Consider the following 26,521-nt stretch of genomic DNA (forward strand, 5'->3'; position numbering starts at 1 on the left):
TGTCCGTATCCATGAACAAGCGAAATGCTCTCAGGTTGATCGTCGGCAGTGCAGGGTGGGCGGGTGCTGCCGCCACCTTCGGGCTCGGGCTTTCCGGCTGCAGCGAACCCCGGCCGAGCTTCAATGCGGTCGACATTACCGGGGCGGACTACGCCAAGGACTTTTCTCTCAAGGACGCCGACGGCAAGGTCCGCACCATGGCCGATTTCAAGGGCAAGGTGGTGGTGCTGTTCTTCGGCTATGCGCAGTGCCCCGACGTCTGCCCGACCACCATGACCGAGATGGCGCAGGTCAAGCAGCAACTCGGAAGCGACGGCAACAAGCTGCAGGTGGTATTTGTCACGGTCGATCCGGCGCGCGACACGCCCGAAGTGCTCAAGGCCTACATGGGCGCGTTCGACCCGGGCTTCGTGGCGCTCATTCCCACGGCCGAGCAACTCGCTGCAACCGCGAAGGACTTCAAGGTCTATTACAAGAAGGTCGAGGGCAAGACCCCCACCAGCTACTCGATGGACCATTCCGCGGCCAGCTTTGTCTACGACACCGAGGGCCGGGTGCGGCTCTACGCACGCTATGGCACTGGCGTTGCGCCCATGGTCTCCGACGTGAAGGCGCTGCTCAAGGCCTGAGCGGGCCCTGGCCCAGCCGATGGACGCCGCCGTTGCTTTTGCGTCGGTCGATCACCTGAAGACGCGCAAGGGCGCGTTCCGCATCGCGCTCATCCCGCCCGAGGTGCTGGACGCGCTGAACGGCGGTTTGCTCGAAACCGTCAACCTCAATGAATTTCTGGCGCTGGAGCTGCCGCAGCTTGCGCGCAGCGTTGCGGGCCACATCGGCCTGGATCCGGCGAGCGAGCGGCTGGCCGACACGCTCGCGATGCTCGGCGCGTTCAAGCCGATGCAGCGGCACGGCCACATTGCGCGCGCTCTTTACGACCTGGCGGCGCTGCACGCCGAGCGCGACGCCGTGGCGCACCGGCTGGCCACGCATGCGAGCGATGCTGCGCGCTGCTGGGCCGCGCAGTGGGTTGCGCTCTCGGGCTTGCCGCTGGCTGCTCAACTGCAGGCGGTGCGCCGCTTTGCCGCAGATCCGCACTTCGGCGTGCGCGAAATCGCCTGGATGGCGGTGCGCGACGCGGTCATCGGCGCGCTCGACGAATCGCTGGCGCTGTTGCAACCCTGGACGGCCGACGCCGACCCGAACATCCGCCGCTTTGCGAGCGAGCTCACGCGCCCGCGCGGCGTGTGGTGTGCACAGATCGAAGCGCTCAAGGCCGAACCGTGGCGGGCGCTGCCACTCATCGAACCGCTGCGCGCCGACCCCAGCCGTTATGTGCAGAACTCGGTGGCCAACTGGCTCAACGACGCGAGCAAGACCCAGCCGGAATGGGTCGACCGGCTCTGCACTCGCTGGATCGACGAATCCGACGCGCCGGCAACCCGATACATCGCCAAGCGCGCGCTGCGGACGCTTTCGAAGCAGGCATGAAGGAATAAAAAAAGCCCGGCATGACCGGGCTTTTTTCTGAGCGAAGAACCGAACCGGGGCTTACGCGTATTCGGCCAGCGCCTTCTTCATCTTCTTCATGGCCGCGACTTCGATCTGGCGAATGCGCTCGGCGCTCACGCCGTACACCGCCGCAAGGTCGTGCAGCGTCATGCCGCCCGAACCGTCGTCGTTGACCTTGAGCCAGCGCTCTTCCACGATGCGGCGGCTGCGTTCGTCCAGCGCCTCGAGCGCGGTCGCGATACCGTCGCTCGAGAGCCGGTCGCGCTGCTGCGATTCGAGCAGGGCGGTCGGTTCTTGCGTGGCGTCGGCCAGGTAGGCGATCGGACCGAAGGCTTCATCGCCGTCGTCCGACGGACCCGGATCGAGCAGCACGTCGCCGCCCGACAGGCGGGTTTCCATTTCAAGCACTTCTTCGGGCTTGACGTTGAGCCGGGTCGCCATTTGCGACACCTCGTCGGGGCTCAGCGTGTCGCGGTGCGTGCCGTTGTCGGCTGCGGCCGAATCGGCTTTGAAGCCTTGCTTCATCGAGCGCAGGTTGAAGAACAGCTTGCGCTGGGCCTTGGTCGTGGCGACCTTGACCATGCGCCAGTTCTTCAGGATGTACTCGTGAATCTCGGCCTTGATCCAGTGCATGGCGTAGCTCACGAGCCGCACGCCCTGGTCGGGGTCGAAACGCTTCACGGCCTTCATGAGACCGACATTGCCCTCCTGGATCAGGTCGCCGTGAGGCAGGCCGTAACCCAGGTATTGGCGCGAAATGGAAACCACGAGACGCAGGTGCGAGAGGATCAGCGCACCAGCCGCTTCGAGGTCGTTGTGGTCGCGCAAACGGCGTGCGAAGCCCTGCTCTTCTTCGAGCGTGAGCATCGGCAGGCGGTTGGCGGCCGAAATATAAGCATCCAGGTTGCCCAGCGGCGGCACCATCGACCATGGATTGGCAACGGCGAGCTGGTTGGCAGAGGCTCCAGACAGCGTGGTCATCAGGGGAAACTCCTTTGTATTGGGCATATTAGCACTCGATTAGAGGGAGTGCTAAAGCAAGGGTTCCCGTTCAGTCTCTATTGGGCCGATAGCCAATGGCATCACCTTGTCCATGCAACGAACGTTGGTTCCGGGATCATGCCGCGAGTTCCTTTACCAACTCCTTGGGATTTCATCGCACGGCAGCAATTTCTTACAATCCGTTGCGTTGCGTTTCGCCGCGCGGCCCAAGTCGCGCCTTCGTGTATATCTATTGCACCCGCTCATGCCTTCCTCCAGACCCGCCTGCCGCATCATTCGCAATGCCCGCCTGGCCGCAGGGCTGACCGCCTCTATGGCACTGTTCGCCTGCGGCGGAGGGGGAGGCGGAGGTGGCGCGGGTAACGCGGCATTCTTCGTTCCCACCGCGCCGCAGCCCGCCACGCCTTCGCCCGCCGGCACATCCGGCGAATCCACTGTGCTGATGCGCGTCAAGTCCGAGGCCGTCGGCGGAAACTGCACCTTGGGCGGCGCACGCGTCGACGCCGGCCTGGACGCCGACAACAATCACGTGCTCGCGGACAGCGAAGTCACGTCCACCCAGTACATCTGCAACGCCACCGCCGGGGTGGATGGCCTCAGCACGCTGGTGCGCATGCGGGCCGAGCCCGCCGGCGGCAACTGCGCGCAGGGCGGCTCGCAAGTGCTGGCCGGCAAGGACCTGAACCGCAACGACGTGCTCGAGGATGCGGAGGTGACCAGTTCGGCCTACGTCTGCGGCGGTGGGCCGGGTGCGACGGGCGCTGCGGGGTCGAATGGCCGCGACAGCCTGCTCGCATTCGCCGCCGAAGCACCGGGCAGCACCTGCACCTATGGCGGTCAACGCGTGCAGTCCGGGCTGGACCTGAACGCCAACGGCGTGCTCGACGCCGCAGAGGTCACGGCCACGGCCTACGTGTGCGCGGCCGCGCCGGCCGACACGCGCTGGGTCAACGTCACCGCCTCGAGTGTCCAGACCGAGTCGAACACCGGCTATCAGGCGAATTCGAGCACCGGCGTCATGCTCACCCTGCCGCCCGCGCCCACGGTGGGCGATTGGATCAAGGTTGTGGGGGTGGGCAGCGGCGGGTGGACCATCGCGCAGAACGCTGGGCAGCGCATCGACACGCGCGGCCTGCCCGGCGGATCGGACTTCGACTGGCGCTCGGGGGCGCTCACCAGCAACTGGAGCAGCCTGGCCTCGTCCGCTGATGCCGCCCGTCTGGCGGCAGCATCCAGCAGCGGCGATCTGTACACCTCGAGCGATTCCGGTGCGACCTGGGGCCTGCGCCTCACAGGACAGACCTGGAGTGGCGTCGCTTCTTCCAGCGATGGACTTGCGCTGCTCGCCGCAACCAACGGCGGTGCGCTTTTCCGCTCGACCGACGGCGGCAGCACATGGGCCAACGACGGATCTTCCCGAGCCTGGAGCGCGGTGGCCAGTTCCGCCGACGGGTCGCGCCTGGTCGCGACCGCCTACCTCGGGCAGATCTGGACGTCCTCGGACGGCGGCAGCAGCTGGACTGCGCGTGAGTCGAACCGAGCCTGGCGTGCCGTGGCCTCTTCGGCCGATGGCCGGGTTCTGGTGGCGGCCACCAATGGCGCCCAGCTGTATGTCTCGACCGACTATGGCGTGAGCTGGACCGCGCGCGCGAGCGGCCAATTCTGGTGGTCGGCGGCGTCGTCGGCGGACGGCAGCATCCTGTACGCCACCGTGGACACGGGCGCCGTCTGGATTTCCACCGATTCGGGTACCACGTGGGAAGCGCAGAGCGTCAACCGGGAATGGCGAGGCATTGCCACGTCCGCCGACGGCCGCTACGTCGTGGCCGCCACCAGCGGTGGTCGCCTCTACGCGTCCAGCGACAGCGGCCGGACCTGGCGTGCGACCAGCGACGCCGGTGCCTGGACTGCGGTCGCGAGCAGCGCCGACGGCGTGAAGGTGGCCGCCGCCAAGTCGGGCTCAGCTATCCACCTCGGTACGCGTCGCGCTTCGACCACCCTCGGCACGGCCGGGTCGATTTCCGGAGGGCAACAAGACTCGCTGGAGCTGCAATACGTGGGAGGCGGCGTGTTCCTCCCCGTGGGCTACGTGTTGGCCAACGTGGTATTCGTCATTCGCTAAATCCGCTTCGCGGCTCGCACGCTGGTGTGGGGCTTACCAGCGGATACCCAACCGCAAAAACAGCCTCGAGAGTACGAAAAGCGGCCCCACCCAGAGGTATTGGATATCTTCGAAGAACGAAGGTTTCCGGCCCTCGATCTTGTGCCCGATGAACTGAAAGACCCACGCCACGACAAAGATGGCGGCGGAAATTGGCAGAACAAGGGCGCCCATGGCCTGAACTATTGCCAGCACCAGCGCGGTACCGATCAGCATGGTGATCAGGAAGGCGGGGGAGCGAAGGGTGGCGTAGTACACCAGGCTGGCCGCCACAAAGCCGTAGGCCACCCACGGGTGCAGCGCGAACAACAGCCCGACGATGCTCAGCATGATGGCCGGGATCGCGACGAAGTGAATCAGTTCGTTGGTCGGATGGCGGTGGCTTTCGCCATAGTGGGCAAGCAGCCGGTCGACCTTGCGGTCTGTTGCGGCCACCGGGGCATCGGCGGTGTGCATCATGTCTGTCTCCAAAGCGTCGCTCGGTACGGCGATGTACCTGCATGGTGCCTTCGCCGAAAGGCGATGGCAAGTGCTATTGAAAACGCAGCAAAACCATCTTTGGGCGCCCCTCATGGGGCCATGACTTAGGACACTGTTGCGCATTTCGCGCGTCGCTAAGATCGGCCGCGTGGCCCTTCCGCTCGAATCTTCCTCCCAGCCGCCGCCTTCCATTGCTGAAACCGGCCTTGCCCGCGCGCGTACCGCGATCCTGGTGGTGGACGACCACGATCTGCTGCGTCTCGGCGTGCGCGCACTGGTGCAGACGCAGGCCGCTTCTTCCGGCGCGAGCATCGAAGTTTTCGAAGCCGGCAATGCGGCCGATGCGCTTGCGCTCTACGAAGAACATCAGGATTCCATCGGCCTGGTGCTGCTCGACCTGGCGCTGCCGGACACCCATGGCCTCAGCGGCCTGGCCGAATTTCGCCTGCGCTACCCGGCGGCGCGCCTCGTGGTGCTTTCGGGCACGGGCAACACATCCCTGGCCCAGGGCGCGCTGGCGTTGGGTGCGAGCGCCTTCCTGCCGAAGTCGGCAGACCTGAAAGAGGTGGTGGGCTTTATCCGGGCCTGCGGGCTGCTCGACGCGGAAGCGGCCGCAGTCACGCCTCCGCCTCTCATGAAAGCGCCCGGCGGCCAGATCGAATCGATGCAGGCCAGCGCCTGGCAAGAGCTCACCCCGCGCCAGATGCAGGTGCTGCAGTGGGTGCTCGAAGGCAAGGCGAACAAGGAAATTGCCCAGATTGCAAACCTGAGCGAAGGCACGGTGAAAAACCACGTATCGACCATCCTTCTGCTGTTCGGCGTGCGTTCGCGCGCGCAATTGATCAGCAGCCTGCGTTGAGCCCGCCGCCCGTGGCCGCCGACACGCCGCTGAGCCAGCGGGTGCTGCGCGAGCACGTGGCCTCGGTGTATTTCAACTACAACGCGACTTTTCTCGCGCGCCTGGTCTTCGTTCTTGTGCTCGGTGGGTTCATGTACCTGCAGCTGGGCGACCCGATGGTGCTGCCGTTTGTGGTGCTGCATCTGGCGCTCTACCTGGGCATGTATTTCACGCCGCGCTGGAATCCGTCGGTGCCGGCGTCGGAAAGCGCCTGGTGGGCCCGCAAGATCACCCGCATCGTGACGCTTCTCGGGTTTGCCGATGCGCTGGCGCCATGGATCTTCGTGCCCTCAGGCAACCTGCCCGTCACGGCCGCGCTGATGGTGGTGATGATGGGCAACTGCGCTCGCGCGGTTCAGTCGCTGCGGCCGCTGAAGGCGGCGCTGTTCGGCCACACGCTGCCGATGATGGGCGGGCTGATCGTCGCCCTGGCGTGGCAGGGCGATTCCATCCATCTCTTTCTTGCGGCCTTTGCCACGATCTACCTCGTTCTGATGCTGCGCGTGGGCGTGCAGGAACACCAACTGCTGGCGGATTCGCTGGCCCTGCGCTTCGAAAAGGAAGCACTGGCCGTGCGGCTGGAGGAGCAGATCGCCGCCACCGAACGTGCCAGCGAAGAAAAAACCCGCTTCCTCGCCAGCGCCAGCCATGATTTGCGGCAGCCGCTGCATGCCATTGCGCTATTCGGCGCCGCGCTGGAGAACGAACTGCGCGGCCGCCCCGAAGGCGCCCATGCGGAGCGCCTGATGCGCGCGGTGAACGCATTGGGCACCTCGCTGGACACAATGCTCGATGTCTCGCGGCTCGATGCGGGCGTGGTTACGCCGGAGATCCGGCCGGTGCAGCTCGACGCCTTGTTCCTGCCGCTCAACCACATGTTTTCGCCCCAGGCCGAGCAGAAGGCGTTGCAGCTGCGCGTGCGCGCGAGCGGATTGTGGGTGCGCAGCGACCCGCAGTTGCTGCACCGCCTGCTTTCCAACCTTATCGACAACGCGCTCAAGTACACCGTGAGCGGCGGCGTGACCGTGCAGGCCCGGGCCCGCGGCGACGCAGTGTGGATCGAAGTGCGCGATACGGGCGTCGGCATTGCGCCTGAGCAGATGGGCCGCATCTTCGAAGAGTTCTACCAGGTCGGCAATCCGGGCCGCGACCGGTCGCAAGGGCTGGGTATCGGGCTGTCGATCGTGCAGCGTCTGTCGCGCCTGCTGGACCATCCGCTGCAGGTGCATTCGCGCCCCGGCCGGGGAACGCACTTTCGCGTGGTGTTGCGCGGTGCCGCACCGGCGGCGGGCTTTAGCGCGCAAGTGCCCGAGGCTCACCGGCAGCGCGCCGCAGGGCCCCATAGGCTCCCGGGACGTGTACTGCTGGTCGACGACGAGGCGGAAATCCGCGAGGCCATGAGTGAACTGTTGCGCTCCTGGTCCATAGATGTGGAGGCCGTGGCCGACGAGACGCAGGCGGAGAACGCCATTGCGCGGGCGGAGCGCCACGCGCAACCCTTCGATCTGCTGGTGTGCGACTACCGCCTGTCCGAGGGCAACGACGGGCTTGACGCCGGCCTGCGCCTTCGCCGCCGTTCCGGCAGCGGCATGCCCCTGTTGCTGGTTACTGGTGAAACCGCACCCGACCGCTTGCAGCGCGTCCGCGCGTCCGGCGTTGCCGTGCTGTTCAAGCCAGTCGATGCCGGCAAGCTGTTTCGAACCCTGAGCGAACTTGCGCCTGCTGGTGCGCCATGACTTTTGGCACTGGTGTGCGAGTGGGGCGCGCTTTACCTTTGTGCGGTTTCACACATCAATGTTCTCAGGGAGAAGTTTCATGCAAGCAAAACTATTGATATCGGCGCTCGCCGCGACGCTGGCCGCCTGCGGTGGAGGAGGTGGCGGCGGGGGTGGCGGTGGCTTTGCCGGTCTGCCGGTAGTGCCGGCACCTGCACCCGCGCCCGCTCCTCCCGCTCCACCGCCGCCGGCCCCGCCGCCGCCCGCTCCGGCGCCGGTTCCCGCCACGCGCACTTTCATGTACGAGGCCCTTACGCCGTCGGCCGATGCATCGGCGTTTCTCAGCCGGCTGAATGCACAGGGCGCACGAGCCTTTCGCTTTTTCAGCGGCCTTGCTTTCACCACGGGCCCGGCGAGCGTGGAGGTCGTAGAGGCCTACGTGAAAGACGCGGAGACCACCTACACCTTCGAACTGCTGCCCGACACCGGCTCCGTGGCCGACCTGCAGGCGCAGCTCAGTGCGCAGGGTGCCAGGGGCTTCAAGTGGGGCGGACCGTACGCGGTTGGCGGCCAGATCCGCGCGCTCTATCGCAAGGACAACAACTCCTCGTCGACCTACACCTATTCCGTGCTGACGGCGGCTGCCGACAGCGCCGGCTATCTGGCGCAAGCCAACGCACAGGGCGGCAATGGCTACTTCAGCGTCGCCGGGGCCTACATGGTCGGCGGGACCACGGTGCTGGTGTACCAGAAGGACTCGCAAGGCAGCGCAACCTATGGCTACGAGGCGCTGGGCCAGCCGGGCAGCGACGCCGATTTCCTCGCACAACTCGAGTCCCAGGGCGCCCGGGGCTTCCGCTTCAAGACGGGTTATGTCTTTTCGGATGGCACTAGGTTGCTCTACGAGAAAGACCTGTCGCAGTCGGCCACGTTCAGCTACCAGAACCTGCAGCCCGCGGGTAACAGCGCGGACTACATCGTGCAGGCGAATGCCGAAGGCGCCAAGGGCAACGCGCTGGTGGGCGACTATGCGCTGCCAAGCGGGCAGATCAGGACGCTCTATATCCGGCCGGCCAACTGCACCGGTTTTCTCTGCGATACCCGTTCGCTCTTCGGCTTTTGAGCGGCTTCTGAGCAGCGGCGGGCGCTGCTGGCGGCCGCTTAGCCCAGCAGCGCATGCGCAAATTCGCGCGCGTTGAAGGTCTCGAGGTCTTCCAGCTTCTCGCCCACACCGATGAAGTAAACCGGAATCGGCCGCTCGCGCGCAATGGCGCAGAGCACGCCACCCTTGGCCGTGCCGTCGAGCTTGGTCACCACCAGGCCTGTGAGGCCCAGGGTTTCGTCGAAGGCCCTCACCTGCGCCAGGGCGTTCTGCCCGGTGTTGCCGTCGATCACCAGCAGCACCTCGTGCGGCGCGGTGGCGTCGGCCTTGGTGACAACGCGCTTGATCTTCTTGAGCTCGTCCATCAGGTGCAGCTGCGTCGGCAGCCGGCCTGCGGTGTCGACCAGCACCACGTCCTTGCCGCGGGCCTTGCCGGCCGTCACCGCGTCGAAGCTCACCGCGGAAGGGTCGCCGCCTTCCTGGCTGACGATCTCGACCGTGTTGCGGTCGGCCCAGACCAGCAGCTGCTCGCGCGCAGCCGCCCGGAAGGTGTCGGCCGCTGCAAGCAGTACCGAGGCGCCTTCGTTGGCCAAATGCTTGGTGAGCTTGCCGATGGACGTGGTCTTGCCCGCGCCGTTGACGCCGGCCACCATGATGACTGTCGGCGAGAACTGGCCGATGACCAGCGGCTTTTCGAGCGGCTTGAGCAAGTCGGCGATGGCATCTGCCAGCAGCTTCTTTACCTGCGCGGCGTCCGTGGCCATCTGGCGCTTTACGCGGCCCCGCAAGTCGTCGAGCAGGAATTCGGTGGCCTTGACGCCCGCGTCGGCCATCAGCAGGGCCGATTCGAGCTCTTCATAAAGTGCTTCGTCGATCTGCGCGTTGACGAACACCGCCTGGATTCCGGTGCCCGTCTTGCGCAGGCCGGTTTTCAGCTTGTCGAACCAGCCTTTGCGTTCGGCGGGCAGGGCGGCTTCTGCAGAGGGCGCTGGCTGCGGCGCAGGGGGCTCGGCGGGAGCAGGCACTGGAACCGGTGCCGGCGCAGGCACTGGCGCAGCGGCGGCGGGCTCTGCAGGCGCAGGAGCAGGCGGCGCCACGGTCGGGGGCGTGGCCGGTGCGGGCGTAGGCGCCGGTGAGGCCGCGGGCGCAATTACCGGTGGAGGCGCCGGTTCCTCCACGGCCGGCTTCGAGCCGAACCAGCTCGACGGCGAGAACACCGAGCGCGCAGGGGCGGGCTCGGGCGCCGGTGACGGTTCAGCTGCCGGGGCGGGCGCCGGTGTGGCCGGAGCTTCGGCGGGTGGTTTTTTCTTGAAGAAACTGAACATCGGGAGCTTTTTACAATCCGACCCATTCTATGAAACACCCCTCGCCACGCCGTGCTGCGTCTGGTGCGGTGCTGGCAGTGGCGCTTTCCGCGCTGTGGGCCGCGCCCGTACTGGCCCAGTCCACACCGGCTCCCGCCGCCTCTTCAACCGCTTCCACCCCTTCCACCCCCGTTGCACCCGCAAGTGCCGCAGCCGCGCCCGCGCCCCAGCAGTTCACCCTTGCCAACGGCATGACGCTGCTGGTGCTGCCCGACCGGCGGGCCCCCACCGCGGTGCAGATGGTCTGGGTGCGCGTGGGCTCCGTCGACGAGGTCGACGGCACCTCGGGCGTGGCCCATGTGCTCGAGCACATGATGTTCAAGGGCACCAAGGCCATCAAGCCTGGGGAGTTCTCGCGTCGCGTGGCGGCCCTGGGCGGCCAGGAAAACGCGTTTACCTCGCGCGACTTCACCGGCTACTACCAGCAGATTCCCGTGGCCAGCCTCGAGCAGGTCATGAAGCTCGAATCGGACCGTTTTGCCAACAACCAGTGGTCCGACGACGAGTTCAAGCGCGAGATCGAAGTGGTCAAGGAAGAGCGCCGCATGCGCACCGAAGACCAGCCGCGCGCATTGCTTGGCGAACAGCAGAACGCCGCGGTGTTCACAGCCTCGCCCTACCAACGTCCCGTGGTCGGCTGGATGAGCGACCTGGACGCGATGACGCCCGATGACGCGCGCGAGTTCTTCCGGCGCTGGTATGTGCCGGGCAACGCGGCGGTGGTGGTGGTCGGCGACGTCGACGTGGCCCAAGTGCGCGCCCTGGCCGAAAAATACTATGGCGGCATTCCCGCCCGCGCAGTGCCCCCGCGCAAGCCGCGCATCGAACCCGCGCAGCGCGGCATCCGCCGCATCGAATTCAAGGCGCCCGCCGAGCAGGCCTACGTGTCGCTTGCCTTCCGCATTCCGCAGCTGGAAAAAATCGATGATGCGGACAGCGACGTATGGGCGCTCGAAGTGCTCTCGGCCGTGCTCGACGGCTATTCCGGCGCACGCCTCGATCGTGCCTTGACCCAAGGCCCCGACCGCGTGGCCGACTCGGCCGGCGCCTATTCGGGCCTGGCCGGCCGCGGACCGCAGCTGTTCATGCTGGTGGGTGTGCCGGCGAACGGAAAAACCCCCGAGGCAGTCGAGGCGGCGTTGCGGGCCCAGGTGGCGCGTATCGCCAGGGACGGCGTGGGCGAGGCCGAACTCGCACGCGTCAAGACTCAGTGGGTGGCCAGCGAAACCTACAAGCGCGATTCCGTGATGGCGCAGGCCCGCGAACTTGGAAGCAACTGGGTGCAGGGGCTTCCGCTGGATTCCAGCGCCCGCATCATTGCGAAGCTGCAGGCAGTGACCCCGGCCCAGGTACAGGCGGTGGCCGCCAAATACTTCGGCGACGACCAGCTCACGGTGGCCACCTTGCGTCCTTTGCCGCCGGAAGCCAAGCCCCGCCCACGCGGTTTTGCAGCCCCTGCGGGCGAGATGCGCTGAAGGACCGGATCGGCATGATCACAATGAAAAAAATCCTCCGTCCCGCCCTGTTCGCCGTTGCTGCCGCTTTGGCAGGCGCTGCGCAGGCCGCGCTCCCCATCGAACACTGGACGCTCGCAAGCGGCGCCAGGATCTACCTGGTGTCGACCCAGGCGCTGCCCATCGTCGACGTGCAGATCGATTTCGACGCGGGCAGCCGGCGCGATCCGGCCGCACAGGCCGGCCTGGCCAGCGTCACGGCCACCATGGTCGAGAAGGGCGTGCGCGCCGGCAAGAACGGCGAACCGGCGCTCGACGAGAACGCGCTGGGCGAAGCCTGGGCCGACCTGGGCGCCGAGTTCAACGCCAGCGCCGGAACCGATCGCGCCAGCTACTCGCTGCGCACCCTTTCCGACCCGGCGTTGCTGGCCAAGGTTGTTGCGCTGGCTTCGCGCGAGATCGGCGAGCCGGCGTTTCCCGATGACGTGTGGCAGCGCGAGCGCGAACGCATCAATGCATCGCTCAAGGAGGCGAACACCAAGCCGGCGACCATCGCGGGCCGTGCTTTTGCGCAGAGCGTCTACGGCAGCCACCCCTACGGCCAGGAGGTGACCGAGGCCACGCTGGCACGCATCGACACGGCGGCAATGCGTCAGCGCTACCAGCAGTTCATCGTGCCGTGCCGCGCCAAGCTCAGCATCGTCGGCGCCGTGACCCGCGCGGAAGCGGAGGCCATGGCCTCGGCGCTGCTCTCGCGGCTGCCCGGCCCCGAGGCCTGCACGCCGCTGCCGGCAGTTGCGCCGGTGGCCGCACTGGCTGCGCCGAAGGACGAACGCATTCCGTTCGCATCGGCCCAGGCCCATGTGCTGATCGGCCAGCCCGGCTATGCGCGTAAAGATCCGGACCACTTCGCGCTCACGCTCGGCAACTACGTGCTCGGTGGCGGCGGGTTCGTTTCGCGGCTGACCAACGAAGTGCGCGAGAAGCGCGGCCTGGCCTACAGCGTCTACAGCGGCTTTTCGCCGGGGCTCGACGCAGGGGCCTTCCGCATCGGTTTCCAGACGCGGCCCGACCAGGCTGAAGAGGCGGTAAAGATATCGCGCGAAGTGCTTGCCAAGTTTGTGGCCGAAGGCCCGACCGCCGCCGAGCTCAAGGCCGCCAAGGACAACCTGATCGGCGGCTTCCCGCTCTTGATGGACAGCAACCGGAAGCTCATCGGCAACGTGGCCAACATCGCCTGGCACGATTTGCCGCTCGACTATCTCGACACCTGGACCACGCGCATGAATGCGGTTACTGCTGCAGAGGTGCGCGCCGCGTTTGCGCGCAAGCTGCAGCCCGAGCGCATGGTGACGGTGGTGGTGGGCGGCAAGTGAGCGGGCGGCGCTTCAGCGCAAGGCGTGTGCGCCGCTGCCGGCGGCGCTGCGCACCGTTGTCCTGAGACGCTCGAGGAGCCGCGGCGCCGCGCGCGCCTGCTGCCAATAGAGCGGCACTTGCAGTGTTGCGCCGGGCACCAGTTCCACCAGCGCACCCGTGCGCATTGCATCGGCCGCCATGCTCACGGGGAGCATGCCCCAGCCCATGCCGGCGCGCGCGGCTTCGACGAACCCATGCGCAGAAGGCAGCCAATGCCGCGGCGTCTCGATGCTGCGATGGCAGATGCGCCGCACCCAGCGGGCCTGCAAGCGGTCCTTGCGATCGAACACCAGGCTCGGCGCAAGCGCCAGCGTGCGCGCGCCCACGCCCTTGGCGAAATATCGGAGCACGAACTCCGGGCTTGCAGCCGCCACGTAGTGCATGGCGCCCAGCGCCTCGCTGTTGCACCCCGCCACCGGTTGCGCCAGTGCGGTAACCGCGGCCAGCACTGCGCCGCTTCGAAGGCGCTCGGCCGTGTGGTCCTGGTCGTCCACGGTCAAGTCGAGCAGCGCGGATTCTTCTTGCCTGGCAAATGCTGCGGCGGCCGACATGAACCATGTGGCCAGGCTGTCGGCATTCACCGCCACGCGCACCGTCACTCTCTCGGCGCCTTTGCCGGTCTTGCCGGCCATGCCGAGCGCGGGAAGCGCGTCGCGCAGTTCGTGCTCCAGCATGCCTACTCGTTCGAAGTGGCGGCAAAGCTGCTGGCCGGCCTCGGTGGCGATGCACGGCTGGCCGCGCACCAGCAGCGCGCCGCCTGTGCGTTCTTCGAGCAGCTTCACCCGCTGCGAAACCGCCGACGGTGTGACGTTCAGGGCACGCGCCGCGCGCTCGAAGCTGCCTTCGCGCACCACGGCGGCCAATGCGTTCAACGCAGCGTAGTCGAGCATGATTTGCAACAATTAGAAAAACTGAATAAGGCTTAGAAAGTTTAGTTTGAGTTAATTAGGTCGTAACGGCAAGCTTGCGTCATGGCCACCGAACAAATCACCACCGCATTCGCCAACGGGCTTTTCATGAGCCTGGTGCTCATCGTTGCTATCGGCGCGCAGAACGCCTATGTGCTGCGCCAGGGCTTGCGGCGCGAGCATGTGAGCGCCGTGGTGCTCTTCTGTGCCGCGAGCGACGCGGTCCTGATCACGGCAGGCGTGGCCGGAATGGCGCAGGCGCTGCAAGGGCGCCCCGCAGTGGCCACCGCACTTGCGGGTTTCGGTGCGCTGTTCCTGGGGGCCTATGGAATGCGCGCGCTGTGGCGCTCGCGGCAGGCTGGTGCACTGCAGGCGGCGCCCCGGGGCGCTTCGGCCTCACGGGCCGCCGTGCTGGCGCAGGCTGCAGGCTTCACGCTGTTGAATCCGCATGTCTACCTCGACACCGTGCTGCTCGTGGGCAGCACTGGCGCGCAATATGGCGGCGGGCTCAAGGCATGGTTCGTTGCGGGCGCGGCGCTCGCGAGCGCGCTGTGGTTTTCGGCGCTCGGGTTTGGTGCGCGCTGGCTGGCGCCGGTGTTTGCGCGTCCGCGGGCCTGGCAGGTGCTCGACGCGCTGATCGGCGGCACCATGCTCGTGCTTGCCGCGCTGCTGGCGCGGCGGGCCTTTCTCGGCGTCTAGGCGGGCATCTGGCGGCGCGCGGCGGCGTTAAGCTTGCCGCATGCCCCAGAAGAAAGCCGCAGCCGCCAGGCGCCCCGCCTCGTCGCCATCATCGACACCGCCCCGCTCCAGGTCGCGGCCGAGTGAAGTGCGCATCATCGGCGGCCAATGGAAGCGCACCCGCCTTTCCGTGGCCGACAAGCCGGGCCTGCGCCCCACACCCGACCGCGTGCGGGAAACACTGTTCAACTGGCTTGCAAGCATCGCGGGTGCGGGCGGCGGTGAGCTACCCGGCTGGCACTGCGTCGATGCATTCGCCGGCACCGGCGCCCTGGGCCTGGAGGCCGCTTCGCGCGGCGCCGCGAGCGTGCTGCTGTGCGAACAGGACGCCGCGCTGGTGGCGCAATTGCAGTCCGCAAAAACCAAGCTCTCGGCCGAGGCCGTGCGAATCGAGCGTGGCAACGGCCTCACGGCCCTCGAACGCGTGGCTGCGGGCAGCCTGGATGCCGTCTTTCTCGATCCGCCTTTCGACAGCGCCGCCCTCTACGAGCCTTCGCTGCGGGCCGCCGCACGGGCAGTGAAGACCGGAGGCGCCATCTACCTGGAAGCGCCGAAACATTGGACCGATGATGAGCTTTCGGCTCTGGGGCTTGTTGGTTTTCGTTACTTGAAGGCAGGGGCCGTGCATGCGCACTTGCTGCGGCACCTTGCGAACGGAACCGCATAGGGACTGCATAATTCGCCGGACAAGCCGCACCGGCTGCATGAGGAAGAAGCAACCATGGCCAGCAACGTGATCGCGGTTTATCCCGGCACTTTCGATCCCATCACCCTCGGCCACGAGGACGTGGTGCGGCGTGCAACCCAGCTTTTCTCGAAGGTCATCGTCGCGGTTGCGGCGGGCCACCACAAAAAAGCGCTGTTCACCTTGCAGGAACGCATGGAAATGGCGCGCGAGGCCGTAAAGCCCTACAGCGACCAGGTCACGGTCGAGAGCTTTTCGGGCCTGCTGCGCGACTTTGTCGTGGCACGTGGCGGCAAGGCCATGGTGCGCGGCCTTCGCGCCGTGACCGACTTCGACTACGAGTTTCAACTGGCGGGCATGAACCGTTCGCTCATGCCCGACGTGGAAACCGTGTTCCTGACACCCAGCGACAAGTACCAGTTCATTTCGAGCACCTTCGTGCGCGAAATCGCCATGCTCGGCGGCGAGGTCCACAAGTTCGTTTCGCCCGATGTGGAGACGCATCTGGCCGCCAAGGTGCGCAGCCTCGGTCGTGAATAGCCGGCTTCCCTTGCCTCGCCTGCATCCGCTGGGCGATGCGGCGTTGCTTTGCGAACTGGCGCCTCCCGCCACGCTGGCACAGCAGCAGCAGATCTGGGCCCTGGGCGCCCAGGTGCAGCAATGGCCCGGCGTGGGCGAGGTGCTGCCGGGCATGAACAATCTCACGCTGACTTTCGATCCGGTCGCGATCGATATCGATACGCTGATGGCGCGCGTCAACGAGGCTTGGCCGCGGCTGTCGGCCAAGGCAATCGCCGGCCGGCTGGTGGAAATTCCGGTGGCCTACGGCGGCGAGCACGGGCCTGACCTTGCCGATGTTGCTGCGCACACCGGGCTCACGCCCGCCGAGGTGGTGCGGCGCCACAGTGGCGGCGAGTACGTCGTCTACCTGCTCGGCTTTCTGCCGGGCTTCGCCTTCATGGGTGGGTTGCCGCCCGAGCTCGCCACGCCGCGCCGGGCCGAACCGCGAACTGCCGTACCCGCGCGCTCCGTTGGCATCGGCGGCGAGCAGACCGGCATCTATCCGCTGGTGTCGCCGGGTGGCTGGCAACTCATCGGCCGCACTTCGCTGGAGCTTTTCGACCCGACGGCCGAGCCGCCCACTTTGCTGCGGCCGGGCGACCGCGTGCGCTTTGTCGTTGAAAGTGTCGAGACATGATGCTGGTCCAGAAACCCGGCATGCTGGCCTCGGTGCAAGATCTTGGGCGGCACGGACACCGGCAGGTCGGCATCTGTCCCGGCGGCGCACTCGATGTGCTGGCGCTCACGCTTGCGAACCGGCTGGTCGGCAATGCCGACGGTGCTGCGGGCCTCGAAATAACCATGGGCGGTTGCGAGATCCGCTTTGAAACCGCCACGCGCATCGCATTGGCCGGGGACGATTTTTCCGCCCGGCTCGACGGCCGGCCCATCTGGCCGTGCTGGAGCGTACCTGTCGCGGCGGGACAAACGCTCAAGCTCGCGGGTGCGAACGCACTGGCACCGGGTGCAAAGAAGGCCGGCTTGCGCAGCTGGCTTGCGGTGGCGGGCGGTGTCGACGTGCCACCGGTGCTCGGTTCGCGCAGCACAGACTTGAAGGCGGGCTTCGGCGGCCACCACGGGCGGGCGCTGCGCAAGGGCGACCGGCTTGCGCTGGGAGCAACGGCGCTCGACGCCGATCGGCTCGCCCGTCGCGCGTTCGGCTTGCGCGGCCCCGAGTGGGGCCCTGAGCAGAGCGACTCGGCCATTGCGCTGCGCGTGCTGCCCGGCCCGGAGTTCGACCAGTTCACCGCGGCTTCGCATGCGCTGCTCTGGAGCGAGCGCTGGCGAATTACCGCGCAGAGCAACCGCATGGGAAGCCGGCTCGCGGGCGCCGAACTCAAGCGCAAGCGCAGCATCGACATGCTCTCGTCGGGCGTCATTCCCGGCACCATCCAGGTGCCGCCGTCGGGCCAGCCGATCATCCTGATGGGCGACGCACAGACCACGGGCGGCTATCCACGCATCGGCGTGGTGATTCGCGCCGACCTCTGGAAGCTCGCGCAGGCGCCGCTCGACGGCCGGCTGCAGCTGGTGCAGGTCGACATGGGGACGGCGCTCGAGGCGTGGGCCGGGCAGCAGCGCTACCTCGCGCAAGTGGCGCAAGGGCTGGCCGCGGCAGGCTGGAGCAGACCGGCATAGACTGTGCGGGCAGCAGCGCGCGGGCGCGGCTCCGATGCGCCGGCCCGTCTTGAAGAAGGAACAAACCCAATGCAAATCGACCTGAATGCCGACCTGGGCGAAGGCGCGGGCAGCGACGAAGCGCTGCTCGGCCTTGTGAGCTCGGCCAACATTGCCTGCGGCTGGCACGCGGGCGATGCCAAGACCATGCAGCAATGCGTACGCTGGGCCATCGAGCACGGCGTGGCCATCGGCGCGCATCCGAGCTTTCCCGATCGCGAGAACTTCGGCCGCAGCACCATGCATTTGCCGCCGGACGAAATCGTGGCCAATGTGCTCTACCAGGTCGGCGCGCTTGCGGCGATCGTCAAGGCGGAAGGCGGCAAGCTGTCGCACGTAAAGCCGCACGGGCAGCTCTACAACCAGGCCGTGAAGGAGCCCGAGCTTGCCGAAGCGCTCTGCGAAGCGGTGCGGCGCTTCGACCCGTCGCTCAGGTTTTTCGGCCTTGCGGGCAGCGGCATGATCGACGCCGCGCGCCGTGCCGGCCTTACGCCGGTGGAAGAAGTGTTTGCCGACCGCGGCTACATGCCCGACGGCAGCCTGGTGCCCCGCAGCCAGCCCGGCGCACTCATTGAAGACGAAGAACAGTCGCTGGCCCAGACGCTCTCGCTCGTGCGCGACCGCAAGGTGACGGCCATCGACGGCAGCACCGTGGCCGTCAACGCCCAGACCGTATGCCTGCACGGCGATGGCGCCCATGCGCTTGCATTCGCACGCCGCATTCGCGACCGCCTGCAGCAAGAAGGCATTGCTGTTCGCGCGACGACAGCCTGAGCGCAGTCTTCAAGCCGTGGTGCAGCGAACCAACGTCCTGCTGACCGGTTTCGATCCGTTCGACCGCGAAGCCCTCAACCCTTCATGGGAAGCCGTGCGGGCCCTCGACGGCTGGAAGTGCGGCCGTGCCACCGTGCATGCGCGCCAGATGCCTTGCGTTTTCGGCGATGCCATCGAGGCGCTTGCGCGTGCCATGGACGAACTGCAGCCCCAACTGGTGCTGTGCATCGGCCAGGCGGGCGGCCGCGCAGAAATCACGCCCGAGCGCGTGGCCATCAACATCGACGACGGCCGCATTGCAGACAACGCGGGCCGGCAACCGATCGACGCTCCCGTGGTGCCCGGTGCACCAGCGGCGTATTTTTCGACGCTGCCAATCAAGGCCATCGTGCGCGACCTGCGCGCGGCGGGCGTGCCCGCCTCGGTGTCGAACACGGCCGGCACCTTCGTCTGCAACCACATCTTCTACGGCCTGATGCACCGCATGGCCACGCACCCGGTGCCAGGACTGCGCGGCGGGTTCATTCACATTCCGTATATGCCCGAGCAGGCGGCGCGCTTTCCGGGGCTGCCCAGCATGTCGCTCGCCACCATGGTCGAGGCTCTGCGCGTTGCGGTAGCTACCGCACTGGCTGTAGAAAAGGACATTGCCGAAACCGGCGGTCAGCTCCACTGAGCGAGCCAGGAGAGCAGCGCCGCGTTGACGAGTTCGGGCTTCTCCATCGTGAGCATGTGCCCGCATTGCGGCAGCCACACCACCTCGGCATGCGGCACCAGCGCCGCAATTTCGCGCGTGCAGTCGGGCGGCGTCAGCCGGTCCGTGTCGCCGCAAACCAGGAGCACCGGTGCGCGCAGCGAAGGCAGGTGGGTGCGCGCATCGGGGCGCCGCATCACCGCGCGGTTCTGGCTGACGAGCTGCTGCGTGCCGGCGTCCACCACGATCTCTACGTAGCGCTCCACCAGCGCCTGATCGGCCGCCTGCGTGGGGTGAAACGCGAAGACGACATTCGGCTCGATCACGTCGCGCAGTTCGCCGCGCTCGAACAACTCGATGGCGCTTTCGCGCAGCTCGTACATGTCGGGCGACTCTGGCCGCGCGTTGGTGCCCAGCAGCGCAAGCCCTGCAATGCGCCCGGGCGCCTGCCGCACCGCTTCCATGGCGACCATGCCGCCCATGGATGCGCCGCAGAGCACCAGCGGGCCGGGGTTCTCGCGCAGCACTGCCGAGGCCATGTCTTCGATGGTGTCGTGCCGCATATGGGCATCGCTCACACGTGCCTCGAACATGGCGGGAAGAACGGGAAGCTGGGCCTCCCAGAGGCGCTCGTCGCAGGCGAGGCCGGGCAGCAGGACAAGGTGTGGCATGGGGCGGATTTTGCGTCATCGCGCGCTCCGGCGTAACGGCATAGGCTGCTTGGCCAGAAGCCATCCGGCGGCGGAATCGACATACTTTCATTTGCTGCGCGATCTGCGGTTCGCGCGTTTCCGCTTCATACCGAGGACAAGAAAATGAACCTGGTTCAACGCGTGCAGGACATCCTGCTCAAGCCCAAGGCCACCTGGCCCGCCATCGATGCCGAGCCCGCGGACACTGCATCGCTTTACAAGAACTACGTGATGATCCTTGCGCTGATTCCGGCGGTAGCGGGCTTCATCGGCCTGTCGGTCATCGGCTTCGGCGCCTTCGGTGTCAACTTTCGGGTGCCCGTTGCCACGGGGCTCGTGAACATGGTCGTCGGCTACGTGCTCTCGCTTGCCATGGTGTTTGTGCTGGCGCTGATCATCGATGCGCTTGCGCCCACCTTCGAGGGCACGAAGAGCCAGATCGGCGCGCTCAAGCTTTCGGCATACGCCAGCACCGCGAGCTTCCTGGGGGGCGTGTTCAGCCTGATCCCTTCCTTGTCCATTCTGGGTGCGCTCGCAGCGCTCTATGGCATCTACCTGATCTACGTCGGCCTGCCGGTGCTCATGAAGTGCCCGCCCGACAAGGCGCTGGCATACACCGCGGTTGTGGTGGTTTGCGCCATCATCGGCGGCGTGGTGATTGCCTGGGTGCTTTCGCTTCTTACGCCCTCGCCGGCACGCGTGGGCGCCGCACCGTTCGCGCTGCAGGTGGCGGCCATGCAACAGATGGTGCCGCCGAGGCTCTGAGCGCGGCGCACGCGGTGGAGAATGGGCGTTCCATGCCAACGCCCAAACCCGACTCCGCCACCGAACTCATCCTGATCCGCCACGGCGAAACGGCCTGGAACCGCGAACTGCGTTTTCAGGGGCATGCCGATGTGCCGCTCAACGACATGGGGCACGAGCAGGCGCGGCGACTGGGCTTGCGGATGGCGGGCGAAACGGCGCAGCACATCATCAGCAGCGACCTCCTTCGTGCGCAGCAAACCGCGGCGCCGGCGTCGCTGCAGCTGTCGCTGCCGGTGGTCACGTCGGCCAGCTTGCGCGAGCAGCACTTCGGCGTGGTCGAAGGCATGCGGGCCGACGAAATACAGGCCCTGCACCCCAGGGCATGGGAAGAGTGGCTGCAGTTCCGCGAGGACCACGCCATGCCCGAGGGCGAGTCGGCACGCGAATTTCACACGCGCATCGTCGCGGCGCTGGGCAACCTTGCAGCCACCTACCGTGGGCAGCGCCTGGTGGTCGTTACCCACGGCGGGGTGCTCGACATGGTGTGGCGCACTGCGCGCGGCCTCAGCCTCAGCGGGCCGCGGCAGAGCGACATTCCCAATGCGGGCTTCAACCGCATCCGTATCGCAGACCCTGCCATGCCCGACGCCATCGAGATCGTCGACTGGGCCGACACGCGGCATCTTGCCGACCTGCCGCCGCAGCCTGTGTACGACCAGCGGCGGCACCTCGAGAAGAACTGAGCATCCTCGGGCCCGTGCACGCGCCTCAGGTGCAGCTGCCCGCCTTGGGAGTGCGCAGCAAGGGCTGGCCCGCACCAATTCCCGTGGGCTTGCCGGCATCCACCGCCAGGCGGCCGTTCACCAGCACCGTGACCACGCCCTCCGACAGCAGTGTCGGTTGGGTGTACGTGGCCTTGGCCGCATAACGTGCGGGATCGAACACGACCACGTCGGCGTAGTAACCGGGCCGCAGGTGCCCGCGCTGTTTCAGCCCCAGCGTGTCAGCGGTCAGCGACGAGCTGCTGCGGATGAACTGCGCAAGCGAGATCGTGTGCTCCTTCACCACGTACTGGTCGTACTTGCGTGCAAAGGTGCCGTAGGCGCGCGGATGTCCCAGCGAGGAGTCGGACGACGTCATGACCCACGGCCGCTTCATGAACGCGCGCACGTCGTCGTCGCTCTGGTTGAACGAGGCGATCATCAGGTCGCCGTCCCGCAGCACGGCAATGGCGGCATCCACCGGGTCGGCGTTCGAGGCCTTGGCCACGTCGGCCAGCGTCTTGCCCACGTACTTGGTGCTGCCGGCTGAAAACAATATGGTTTCCGGACCGCCGCGCAGGCGCAGGTTCTCGCGCATGCCGGTTCGCAGGCGCTCCTGCGCGGCCGCATCGTCGAAGCGCTTGAGCATTGCCGCGCGCCCGCCGTCGACCGCCCAGGGCGGCACCAGCGCCGCCGAGAAGCGCGTGCTCGACGCCGTCCACGGATAGTGGTCGGCCGTGATGTCGAGGCCGGCGGCGCGCTCTTTCTCTATGCGGCGGATGATGTCGCCGCTCTGGCCCTGCACGTCTACGCCCAACGCCTTGATGTGGGCCACGTGCACGGGCAGGCGGGCTTCGTGGCCAATGCGGATCACTTCCTCGATCGAGCCCTTGAGCCCGATGTTGTACATCGACTCATCGCGAATGTGGCTGTCGTATAGCCCGCCGTGATGCGCCGCAACCTTCGCGAGCTCGATGACTTCCTCGGTCTTCGAGAAATTCTGCGGCGGATAGAAAAGCCCGGTCGAGAGTCCCAGCGCACCGTCGCACATGGCCCGGCTCACATGCTTGCGCATGGCGTCGAGCTGCTCGGGCGTCGGCGCGCGATTGGCCTCGCCAAGCTGGTCGATGCGCACAGGGCCGAAGCCGACGTACATGGCAACGTTGGTCCCAACGGGTGCCGACCGCAGGCGCTGGGTCTGCGCGGCAATGTCGAAGCCGCCGAAACCGTCGTTTCCGATCACTGCCGTGGTCACGCCTTGGGTGAGAAACGGAATGTTCAGGCGCTTGTGCGGATCGGCGGAATGCAGGTCGGCATCGGCATGGGTGTGCGCATCGATGAAGCCCGGTGCCACGACCATGCCGGTCGCATCGATGGTTCGCCGTGCAACGAACTGTGCCGGTGCCTTCTTGCCCGCAAAGACGATGCGGTCGCCCGCAATGCCGACGTCGCCCACCACGGGGTCATTCGAGTCGCCGGTGTAGACGGTGCCGCCGCGCAGCAGAAGATCGAGTTCGACCGGGGCATCGGTCGCGGCATGCGCCGCGGTAGAAAGGCCTGCCATGGCCGCGAGGACGGCAAGCACTACAACTGATTTCTGCATGGGACGTGACTGGAGCGATAAGGACCGGCCAGTTTAGGAGTCGCCTCCGCGTGCCCGTTAATTCCTTTTGCGACACGCCCCATGACCGGAAGGCATGACCTCGCTTGCCCCTCAAAGGCGGGAAGCCAACTGCTCGAGGCCGAGCCGCGAATAGACATCGCCGGCCTGGCGCCGCAGCCGCAGCGATTCGGGCTGGCCATTGAGCTGCTGCTGCAGGATGCCCTGCGCGCCCGTGAGCGTGGCCTCGCTTCCGGCATGCACGAGCGCATCGAGGTACACCTGCTCGAACAGGTCGCGTTGCGCATGGCTGCCCCCGATCTCGATGAGGCGTGGCAAGGCGCTGCCGAGCCCGTCGATGGCCGAAGCGAAGTCGCCCCGCGCATGGGCAACAAGCCCGCGAGCGGCCGGCACGCAGACGTGCTGCCACGCGGCGCGGCTCGATTCCGGTGCGCGCGGCGCGTACGCCTCGATGTTGCGCAGCAGCGAATCCGCTTCGGCCTGGCCCGCCCGGGCCAGGCCATAGAGGTACTGCAGGTCGAGAAAGGGCAGCACATGGTCCGCCTGGCGCTGCAGGAGATAGTCGCCCACATCGCTCCAGCGCGTGCCGACATCGATGCCAGCGAGCTCGAAGCGTGCCAGCAGAGAGACTGCGCCGATCTGGTCCTGCGAGTAGTCCTTTGCCACGCCCCACACCTCGCGGTCGTACACCGCGAGTGCTTCCGCATTGCGCCCCAGCTCGATGAGGAACAGGGCGACGTGCCACCAGTTGTGCGTCACCATGAACGAATTGAGGCCGGTCCAGGTGTCGCTTACGCCCTGCATGAACGCCAGGCCCTCTGAAAGCCGGCCTTCGGTGAGCATGACATGTGCCAGTGCATGGTGCGCCCACGGCTCCTTGCGGCACATGCCGATGGCGCGGAGGGCGCTGGCCTCGGCATCGCGCATCAGGTGGCACTGCTCATAGCCGAAGGCCACCATGCCGTGCACGTAGGGCACATCGGCCGCCGCGGATAGCGCCGCAAGTGCGAGCCGAAGCATGCCCGGGCAGTCGCCGGTATTGAAGCAGTGGTATTGCCCCAGCTTCAGCGACACCAGGTCGCGGGGGTACTCGCGCGCCTGCTCGGCGTGCAGGGCGATGGCTGCGGCAATATTGCCACCAGCCCAAGCTTCCACGGCTGCTATGTAGCGTTGCTCGCGCTGCGTCGCACGCGCGGCCGCCGCGCGGGCCTTGGTGAGATAGGGGAGTGCATTGGCCGCAGCATCGCGCGATTCGGCAAAGAGGTGAAGCGTTGCGCAATAGGCCTGGACGATGGGGCTCGAGTCGCCACCGGCCAAGGCCAGCAGGTTGACGGCGCGCGCTTCGCTCGAAACGAAGCCCATGACGAAGTCTTCGACAAGCGGCAGGCTGGCAGCGCTGTCGAGCGTGAGCGGGTTGCCGAAGCTGTCGGCATGCGGGGTTGCGGAGGGCATGGCCGGATGGTGCCATGCCCCGCCGCAGGCTTCAAACGCCCGCTTGCTGGTGGCGGTACTCCTGGGTCTTTCCACCGTAGCCGTAGGCAGCGCCGCGGGCATCGATCACGTGGATGTACGACACCTCGTGCAGGTTGGGGCGCAGCCTTGCCATGGCGGCATGCACTTCGCGCAGGTAGCGCGCCTTTTCCGCCTTGGTGTTGGTTTCGTCCGTCACGCTGATGTCGAGGTGAAACGCCGACTTGCCAAGCGAGGCGAGCGACTGTCCGCCGATGAACCATGCATCGGCGCCGATGTACTGCACCGTGATGGCAATCACCGGCAACTGCTTTCCGAGCACGCTCTGGGTGAGTTCGGCAACCACGTCGACGGTCTTGCGGGTGAGTTGGGCGTCGGGCTCGCCCGACAGATGAACAACGATGTGCGGCATTTGGAACTCCGTGAATGAGTGGTCGATGGGGTTATTGTGTGGGCCGACAGGTCATCGGAAAAGCGGGAAGATATGATTTCAAACATCGGAAAATCGAATGGATAAAACATGCAGACGTTCGACCTGGAGCAGCTTCGCACGCTTGTGGCGGTCATCGACGCCGGCAGCCTCACGGCGGCTGCGCCGCGCGTGTTCCTTTCGCAGTCGTCGGTCAGCGAGCAAATTCGCAAGCTCGAGGAGCGGGCAGGGCAGTCGTTGCTCACGCGCAGCAAGAGCGGTGTGGCACCCACCGGGGCGGGCATGCGGCTCCTGGCTTATGCGCGCCGCATCCTCGCGCTCAGCGATGAGGCATTTCGCGACTTGCATGGAGAGACCCTGCAGGGCGAACTGCGGCTGGCCGTGACCGACTACTTTCGCCCTGGCGACCTCACGCGGTTGCTGGGGCGCCTGGGCGAGAGCTACCCGCAGGTGCGGTTGAACGTGAGCATCCTGAAGAGTGACGCGCTTCGGGCCGCGTATGCAAACGGAGAATTCGACGTGGGGCTGGCAATGAATATCGCAGGTGCGGCCGCTTCGCCGGAGCAAGGCGCCAAGGCACAGGTGATCCGGCGCGAATCGCTGGTGTGGCTTGGCGCGGCCGGCATGAGGCTGGCCAGGGGGGAATCGCTTCGGCTGCTGGCCCTGCCCGACACCTGCTCGTTGCATCAGTACACCGTGGCGCTGCTTCGGCGGCGCAAGGTGCCGTATGTGCTGGCACATGTGGCGTCAGGGGTGGCGGGGTTGCAGTCGGCACTGGCAGCGGGGCTGGGGGTGGCATGCCTGAACGAATCCGCAGTGAGCGAAGGCGTGGCGCGGCTGGCGCCGCCGCATGGATTGCCGGCCTTGCCCCGCGTCGCATTTCAATTCCTGCCTGGCCGGCGGGGTGAAACGGAGTTTGTGACAAGGGCCCGAGAAATGCTGGCCACTCACCTGGTGTGACGCCCTCTGAAGTGGGTGGCGCGGGACTTGCGTCAAGCTGCCTGACATGAACGCGCCCCAACCCAGAACCCCGGCGGATTTTCTGCGGCACTCCCGTTTCGACGACGCGCAGGCCATCTTTTCGGGCACCTTGTTCGTCGCCATTGCCATGATGCTGTTCGGCCAGGCAGGCTTGCTCACGGGCGGCACGGCCGGCGTTGCATTTCTCTTGCACTACGCCACCGGTGTGAGCTTCGGAAAATTGTTCTTCCTGGTCAACTTGCCGTTCTACTGGTTCGCGTGGCGCCACATGGGGCGGGCCTTCACCATCAAGACGTTCTCGGCCATCGCACTGCTTTCGGTGATGACCGACTGGGCGCCTCGCTACATCTCGATCGATTCCCTGCACCCGGCCTTTGCCGCCGTGCTCGGCGGTCTGCTGCTTGGCACGGGTTGCCTGTTTCTCGCACGCCACCGCGCGAGCCTGGGCGGTGCAACGGTATTGACGCTCTATCTGCAGGAAAAGCGCGGCTGGCCTGCCGGCAAGGTGCAGATCGGTATCGACTGCTCGGTGGTACTGCTTGCGCTGTTCGTGATTCCGCCCCAGCGGGTGGGCTGGTCGGTGCTGGCGGCGGTGGTGATGGGGCTTTTCTTGTGGATCAATCACAAGCCAGGGCGGTACGCCGCGACTTGAAATGCGGGGCGCGCCGCCCCGAACAGCAG

General features: G+C 66.7%; 27 protein-coding genes. 19 read left to right on the forward strand and 8 right to left on the reverse strand.

Going from position 1 to position 26,521, the window contains the following annotated elements:
• Positions 1-11: 11 nt before the first annotated feature.
• Both J2X67_RS06485 and J2X67_RS06490 read left to right on the forward strand, forming a co-directional pair.
• A complete protein-coding gene (locus J2X67_RS06485; RefSeq protein ID WP_309951576.1) occupies positions 12-629 on the forward strand; it encodes an SCO family protein in 618 nt (205 codons plus the stop codon).
• Between the two features lie 19 nt (positions 630-648).
• Positions 649-1,488 (forward strand): DNA alkylation repair protein, encoded by an 840-nt coding sequence (locus J2X67_RS06490; RefSeq protein ID WP_309951581.1) that lies wholly within the window; start codon positions 649-651, stop codon positions 1,486-1,488.
• A gap of 60 nt (positions 1,489-1,548) precedes the next feature.
• Here the strand turns inward: J2X67_RS06490 and rpoH are convergent, their stop codons facing one another.
• Complete coding sequence (gene rpoH, locus J2X67_RS06495) at positions 1,549-2,490, reverse strand: RNA polymerase sigma factor RpoH (RefSeq protein ID WP_281148366.1); 942 nt, start codon at positions 2,488-2,490, stop codon at positions 1,549-1,551.
• A gap of 265 nt (positions 2,491-2,755) precedes the next feature.
• On the opposite strand from rpoH, the gene J2X67_RS06500 reads away from it, so the two are divergent.
• Positions 2,756-4,633 carry a hypothetical protein gene (locus J2X67_RS06500; protein WP_309951583.1) on the forward strand — a complete coding sequence of 626 codons (1,878 nt, stop codon included), beginning with the start codon at positions 2,756-2,758 and terminating at the stop codon, positions 4,631-4,633.
• Positions 4,634-4,666: 33 nt separating this feature from the next.
• On the opposite strand, the gene J2X67_RS06505 is transcribed toward J2X67_RS06500, so the two are convergent.
• Positions 4,667-5,131, reverse strand: a complete 465-nt coding sequence (locus J2X67_RS06505) for an Mpo1-like protein (protein WP_309951585.1) — start codon at positions 5,129-5,131, stop codon at positions 4,667-4,669.
• A gap of 169 nt (positions 5,132-5,300) precedes the next feature.
• Here J2X67_RS06505 and J2X67_RS06510 point away from each other — a divergent pair, with 169 nt between their 5' ends.
• The 3 genes from J2X67_RS06510 to J2X67_RS06520 all read left to right on the forward strand — a co-directional run bounded on the left by J2X67_RS06510 (position 5,301) and on the right by J2X67_RS06520 (position 8,888).
• Positions 5,301-6,011: a response regulator transcription factor gene (locus tag J2X67_RS06510; protein ID WP_309951587.1), complete on the forward strand. Its 711-nt coding sequence runs from the start codon at positions 5,301-5,303 to the stop codon at positions 6,009-6,011.
• On the forward strand, positions 6,008-7,786 hold the full coding sequence (locus tag J2X67_RS06515; protein WP_309951589.1) for a hybrid sensor histidine kinase/response regulator: 1,779 nt from the start codon (positions 6,008-6,010) through the stop codon (positions 7,784-7,786). Before J2X67_RS06510 ends, J2X67_RS06515 begins: the two co-directional genes overlap by 4 nt.
• A 79-nt stretch (positions 7,787-7,865) precedes the next feature.
• Complete coding sequence (locus tag J2X67_RS06520) at positions 7,866-8,888, forward strand: hypothetical protein (RefSeq protein WP_309951591.1); 1,023 nt, start codon at positions 7,866-7,868, stop codon at positions 8,886-8,888.
• A 38-nt stretch (positions 8,889-8,926) separates the two neighbouring features.
• Here the strand turns inward: J2X67_RS06520 and ftsY are convergent, their stop codons facing one another.
• Positions 8,927-10,192 carry a signal recognition particle-docking protein FtsY gene (gene ftsY, locus J2X67_RS06525; RefSeq protein WP_309951593.1) on the reverse strand — a complete coding sequence of 422 codons (1,266 nt, stop codon included), beginning with the start codon at positions 10,190-10,192 and terminating at the stop codon, positions 8,927-8,929.
• Positions 10,193-10,221: 29 nt separating this feature from the next.
• Here ftsY and J2X67_RS06530 point away from each other — a divergent pair, with 29 nt between their 5' ends.
• A complete protein-coding gene (locus J2X67_RS06530; protein WP_309951595.1) occupies positions 10,222-11,706 on the forward strand; it encodes a pitrilysin family protein in 1,485 nt (494 codons plus the stop codon).
• Between the two features lie 14 nt (positions 11,707-11,720).
• Positions 11,721-13,061: a pitrilysin family protein gene (locus J2X67_RS06535; protein ID WP_309951596.1), complete on the forward strand. Its 1,341-nt coding sequence runs from the start codon at positions 11,721-11,723 to the stop codon at positions 13,059-13,061.
• 12 nt (positions 13,062-13,073) lie between these two features.
• On the opposite strand, the gene J2X67_RS06540 is transcribed toward J2X67_RS06535, so the two are convergent.
• On the reverse strand, positions 13,074-13,991 hold the full coding sequence (locus J2X67_RS06540) for a LysR family transcriptional regulator ArgP (RefSeq protein WP_309951597.1): 918 nt from the start codon (positions 13,989-13,991) through the stop codon (positions 13,074-13,076).
• An 81-nt stretch (positions 13,992-14,072) separates the two neighbouring features.
• Here J2X67_RS06540 and J2X67_RS06545 point away from each other — a divergent pair, with 81 nt between their 5' ends.
• From J2X67_RS06545 to pcp, 7 genes are all read left to right on the forward strand, one after another.
• On the forward strand, positions 14,073-14,708 hold the full coding sequence (locus J2X67_RS06545; protein ID WP_309951599.1) for a LysE/ArgO family amino acid transporter: 636 nt from the start codon (positions 14,073-14,075) through the stop codon (positions 14,706-14,708).
• A gap of 40 nt (positions 14,709-14,748) precedes the next feature.
• The gene (locus J2X67_RS06550; protein ID WP_309951602.1) at positions 14,749-15,414 is read left to right on the forward strand and encodes an RsmD family RNA methyltransferase; all 666 of its coding nucleotides are present in this window, start codon (positions 14,749-14,751) and stop codon (positions 15,412-15,414) included.
• Between the two features lie 54 nt (positions 15,415-15,468).
• Positions 15,469-15,972: a pantetheine-phosphate adenylyltransferase gene (coaD, locus tag J2X67_RS06555; RefSeq protein ID WP_258502244.1), complete on the forward strand. Its 504-nt coding sequence runs from the start codon at positions 15,469-15,471 to the stop codon at positions 15,970-15,972.
• Positions 15,973-15,982: 10 nt separating this feature from the next.
• Entirely contained in the window at positions 15,983-16,630 is a 648-nt protein-coding gene (gene pxpB / locus J2X67_RS06560; protein ID WP_309951818.1) for a 5-oxoprolinase subunit PxpB, read from the forward strand.
• Complete coding sequence (locus tag J2X67_RS06565) at positions 16,627-17,631, forward strand: biotin-dependent carboxyltransferase family protein (RefSeq protein WP_309951604.1); 1,005 nt, start codon at positions 16,627-16,629, stop codon at positions 17,629-17,631. Before pxpB ends, J2X67_RS06565 begins: the two co-directional genes overlap by 4 nt.
• Before the next feature lie 69 nt (positions 17,632-17,700).
• Positions 17,701-18,444 (forward strand): 5-oxoprolinase subunit PxpA, encoded by a 744-nt coding sequence (pxpA, locus tag J2X67_RS06570; RefSeq protein WP_309951606.1) that lies wholly within the window; start codon positions 17,701-17,703, stop codon positions 18,442-18,444.
• 16 nt (positions 18,445-18,460) lie between these two features.
• The gene (gene pcp, locus J2X67_RS06575; RefSeq protein ID WP_309951820.1) at positions 18,461-19,120 is read left to right on the forward strand and encodes a pyroglutamyl-peptidase I; all 660 of its coding nucleotides are present in this window, start codon (positions 18,461-18,463) and stop codon (positions 19,118-19,120) included.
• Here the strand turns inward: pcp and J2X67_RS06580 are convergent.
• Entirely contained in the window at positions 19,108-19,809 is a 702-nt protein-coding gene (locus tag J2X67_RS06580) for an alpha/beta fold hydrolase (RefSeq protein ID WP_309951609.1), read from the reverse strand. The two genes, pcp and J2X67_RS06580, sit on opposite strands and share 13 nt — an antisense overlap.
• Before the next feature lie 144 nt (positions 19,810-19,953).
• Between J2X67_RS06580 and J2X67_RS06585 the strand changes: the two genes are divergently transcribed.
• Together J2X67_RS06585 and J2X67_RS06590 are read left to right on the forward strand one after the other, a co-directional pair.
• Entirely contained in the window at positions 19,954-20,595 is a 642-nt protein-coding gene (locus J2X67_RS06585) for a Yip1 family protein (protein WP_309951610.1), read from the forward strand.
• 32 nt (positions 20,596-20,627) lie between these two features.
• On the forward strand, positions 20,628-21,320 hold the full coding sequence (locus tag J2X67_RS06590) for a histidine phosphatase family protein (RefSeq protein WP_309951612.1): 693 nt from the start codon (positions 20,628-20,630) through the stop codon (positions 21,318-21,320).
• Between the two features lie 25 nt (positions 21,321-21,345).
• On the opposite strand, the gene J2X67_RS06595 is transcribed toward J2X67_RS06590, so the two are convergent.
• The 3 genes from J2X67_RS06595 to J2X67_RS06605 all read right to left on the reverse strand — a co-directional run bounded on the left by J2X67_RS06595 (position 21,346) and on the right by J2X67_RS06605 (position 24,841).
• On the reverse strand, positions 21,346-22,941 hold the full coding sequence (locus tag J2X67_RS06595; RefSeq protein WP_309951614.1) for an amidohydrolase family protein: 1,596 nt from the start codon (positions 22,939-22,941) through the stop codon (positions 21,346-21,348).
• Between the two features lie 111 nt (positions 22,942-23,052).
• Positions 23,053-24,411, reverse strand: coding sequence for a tetratricopeptide repeat protein (locus J2X67_RS06600; RefSeq protein WP_309951616.1), 1,359 nt, complete (start codon positions 24,409-24,411; stop codon positions 23,053-23,055).
• A gap of 31 nt (positions 24,412-24,442) precedes the next feature.
• Entirely contained in the window at positions 24,443-24,841 is a 399-nt protein-coding gene (locus J2X67_RS06605; RefSeq protein ID WP_309951617.1) for a 4-oxalocrotonate tautomerase, read from the reverse strand.
• Positions 24,842-24,949: 108 nt separating this feature from the next.
• Here J2X67_RS06605 and J2X67_RS06610 point away from each other — a divergent pair, with 108 nt between their 5' ends.
• Both J2X67_RS06610 and J2X67_RS06615 read left to right on the forward strand, forming a co-directional pair.
• A complete protein-coding gene (locus J2X67_RS06610) occupies positions 24,950-25,819 on the forward strand; it encodes a LysR family transcriptional regulator (RefSeq protein ID WP_309951618.1) in 870 nt (289 codons plus the stop codon).
• A gap of 46 nt (positions 25,820-25,865) precedes the next feature.
• Positions 25,866-26,492 carry a YitT family protein gene (locus J2X67_RS06615; protein ID WP_309951620.1) on the forward strand — a complete coding sequence of 209 codons (627 nt, stop codon included), beginning with the start codon at positions 25,866-25,868 and terminating at the stop codon, positions 26,490-26,492.
• Positions 26,493-26,521 lie beyond the last annotated feature (29 nt).

Origin of the sequence: Variovorax sp. 3319, assembly GCF_031456585.1 — a bacterium.
In the GTDB taxonomy this organism is placed as follows: Bacteria; Pseudomonadota; Gammaproteobacteria; order Burkholderiales; family Burkholderiaceae_C; genus Variovorax; species Variovorax paradoxus_P.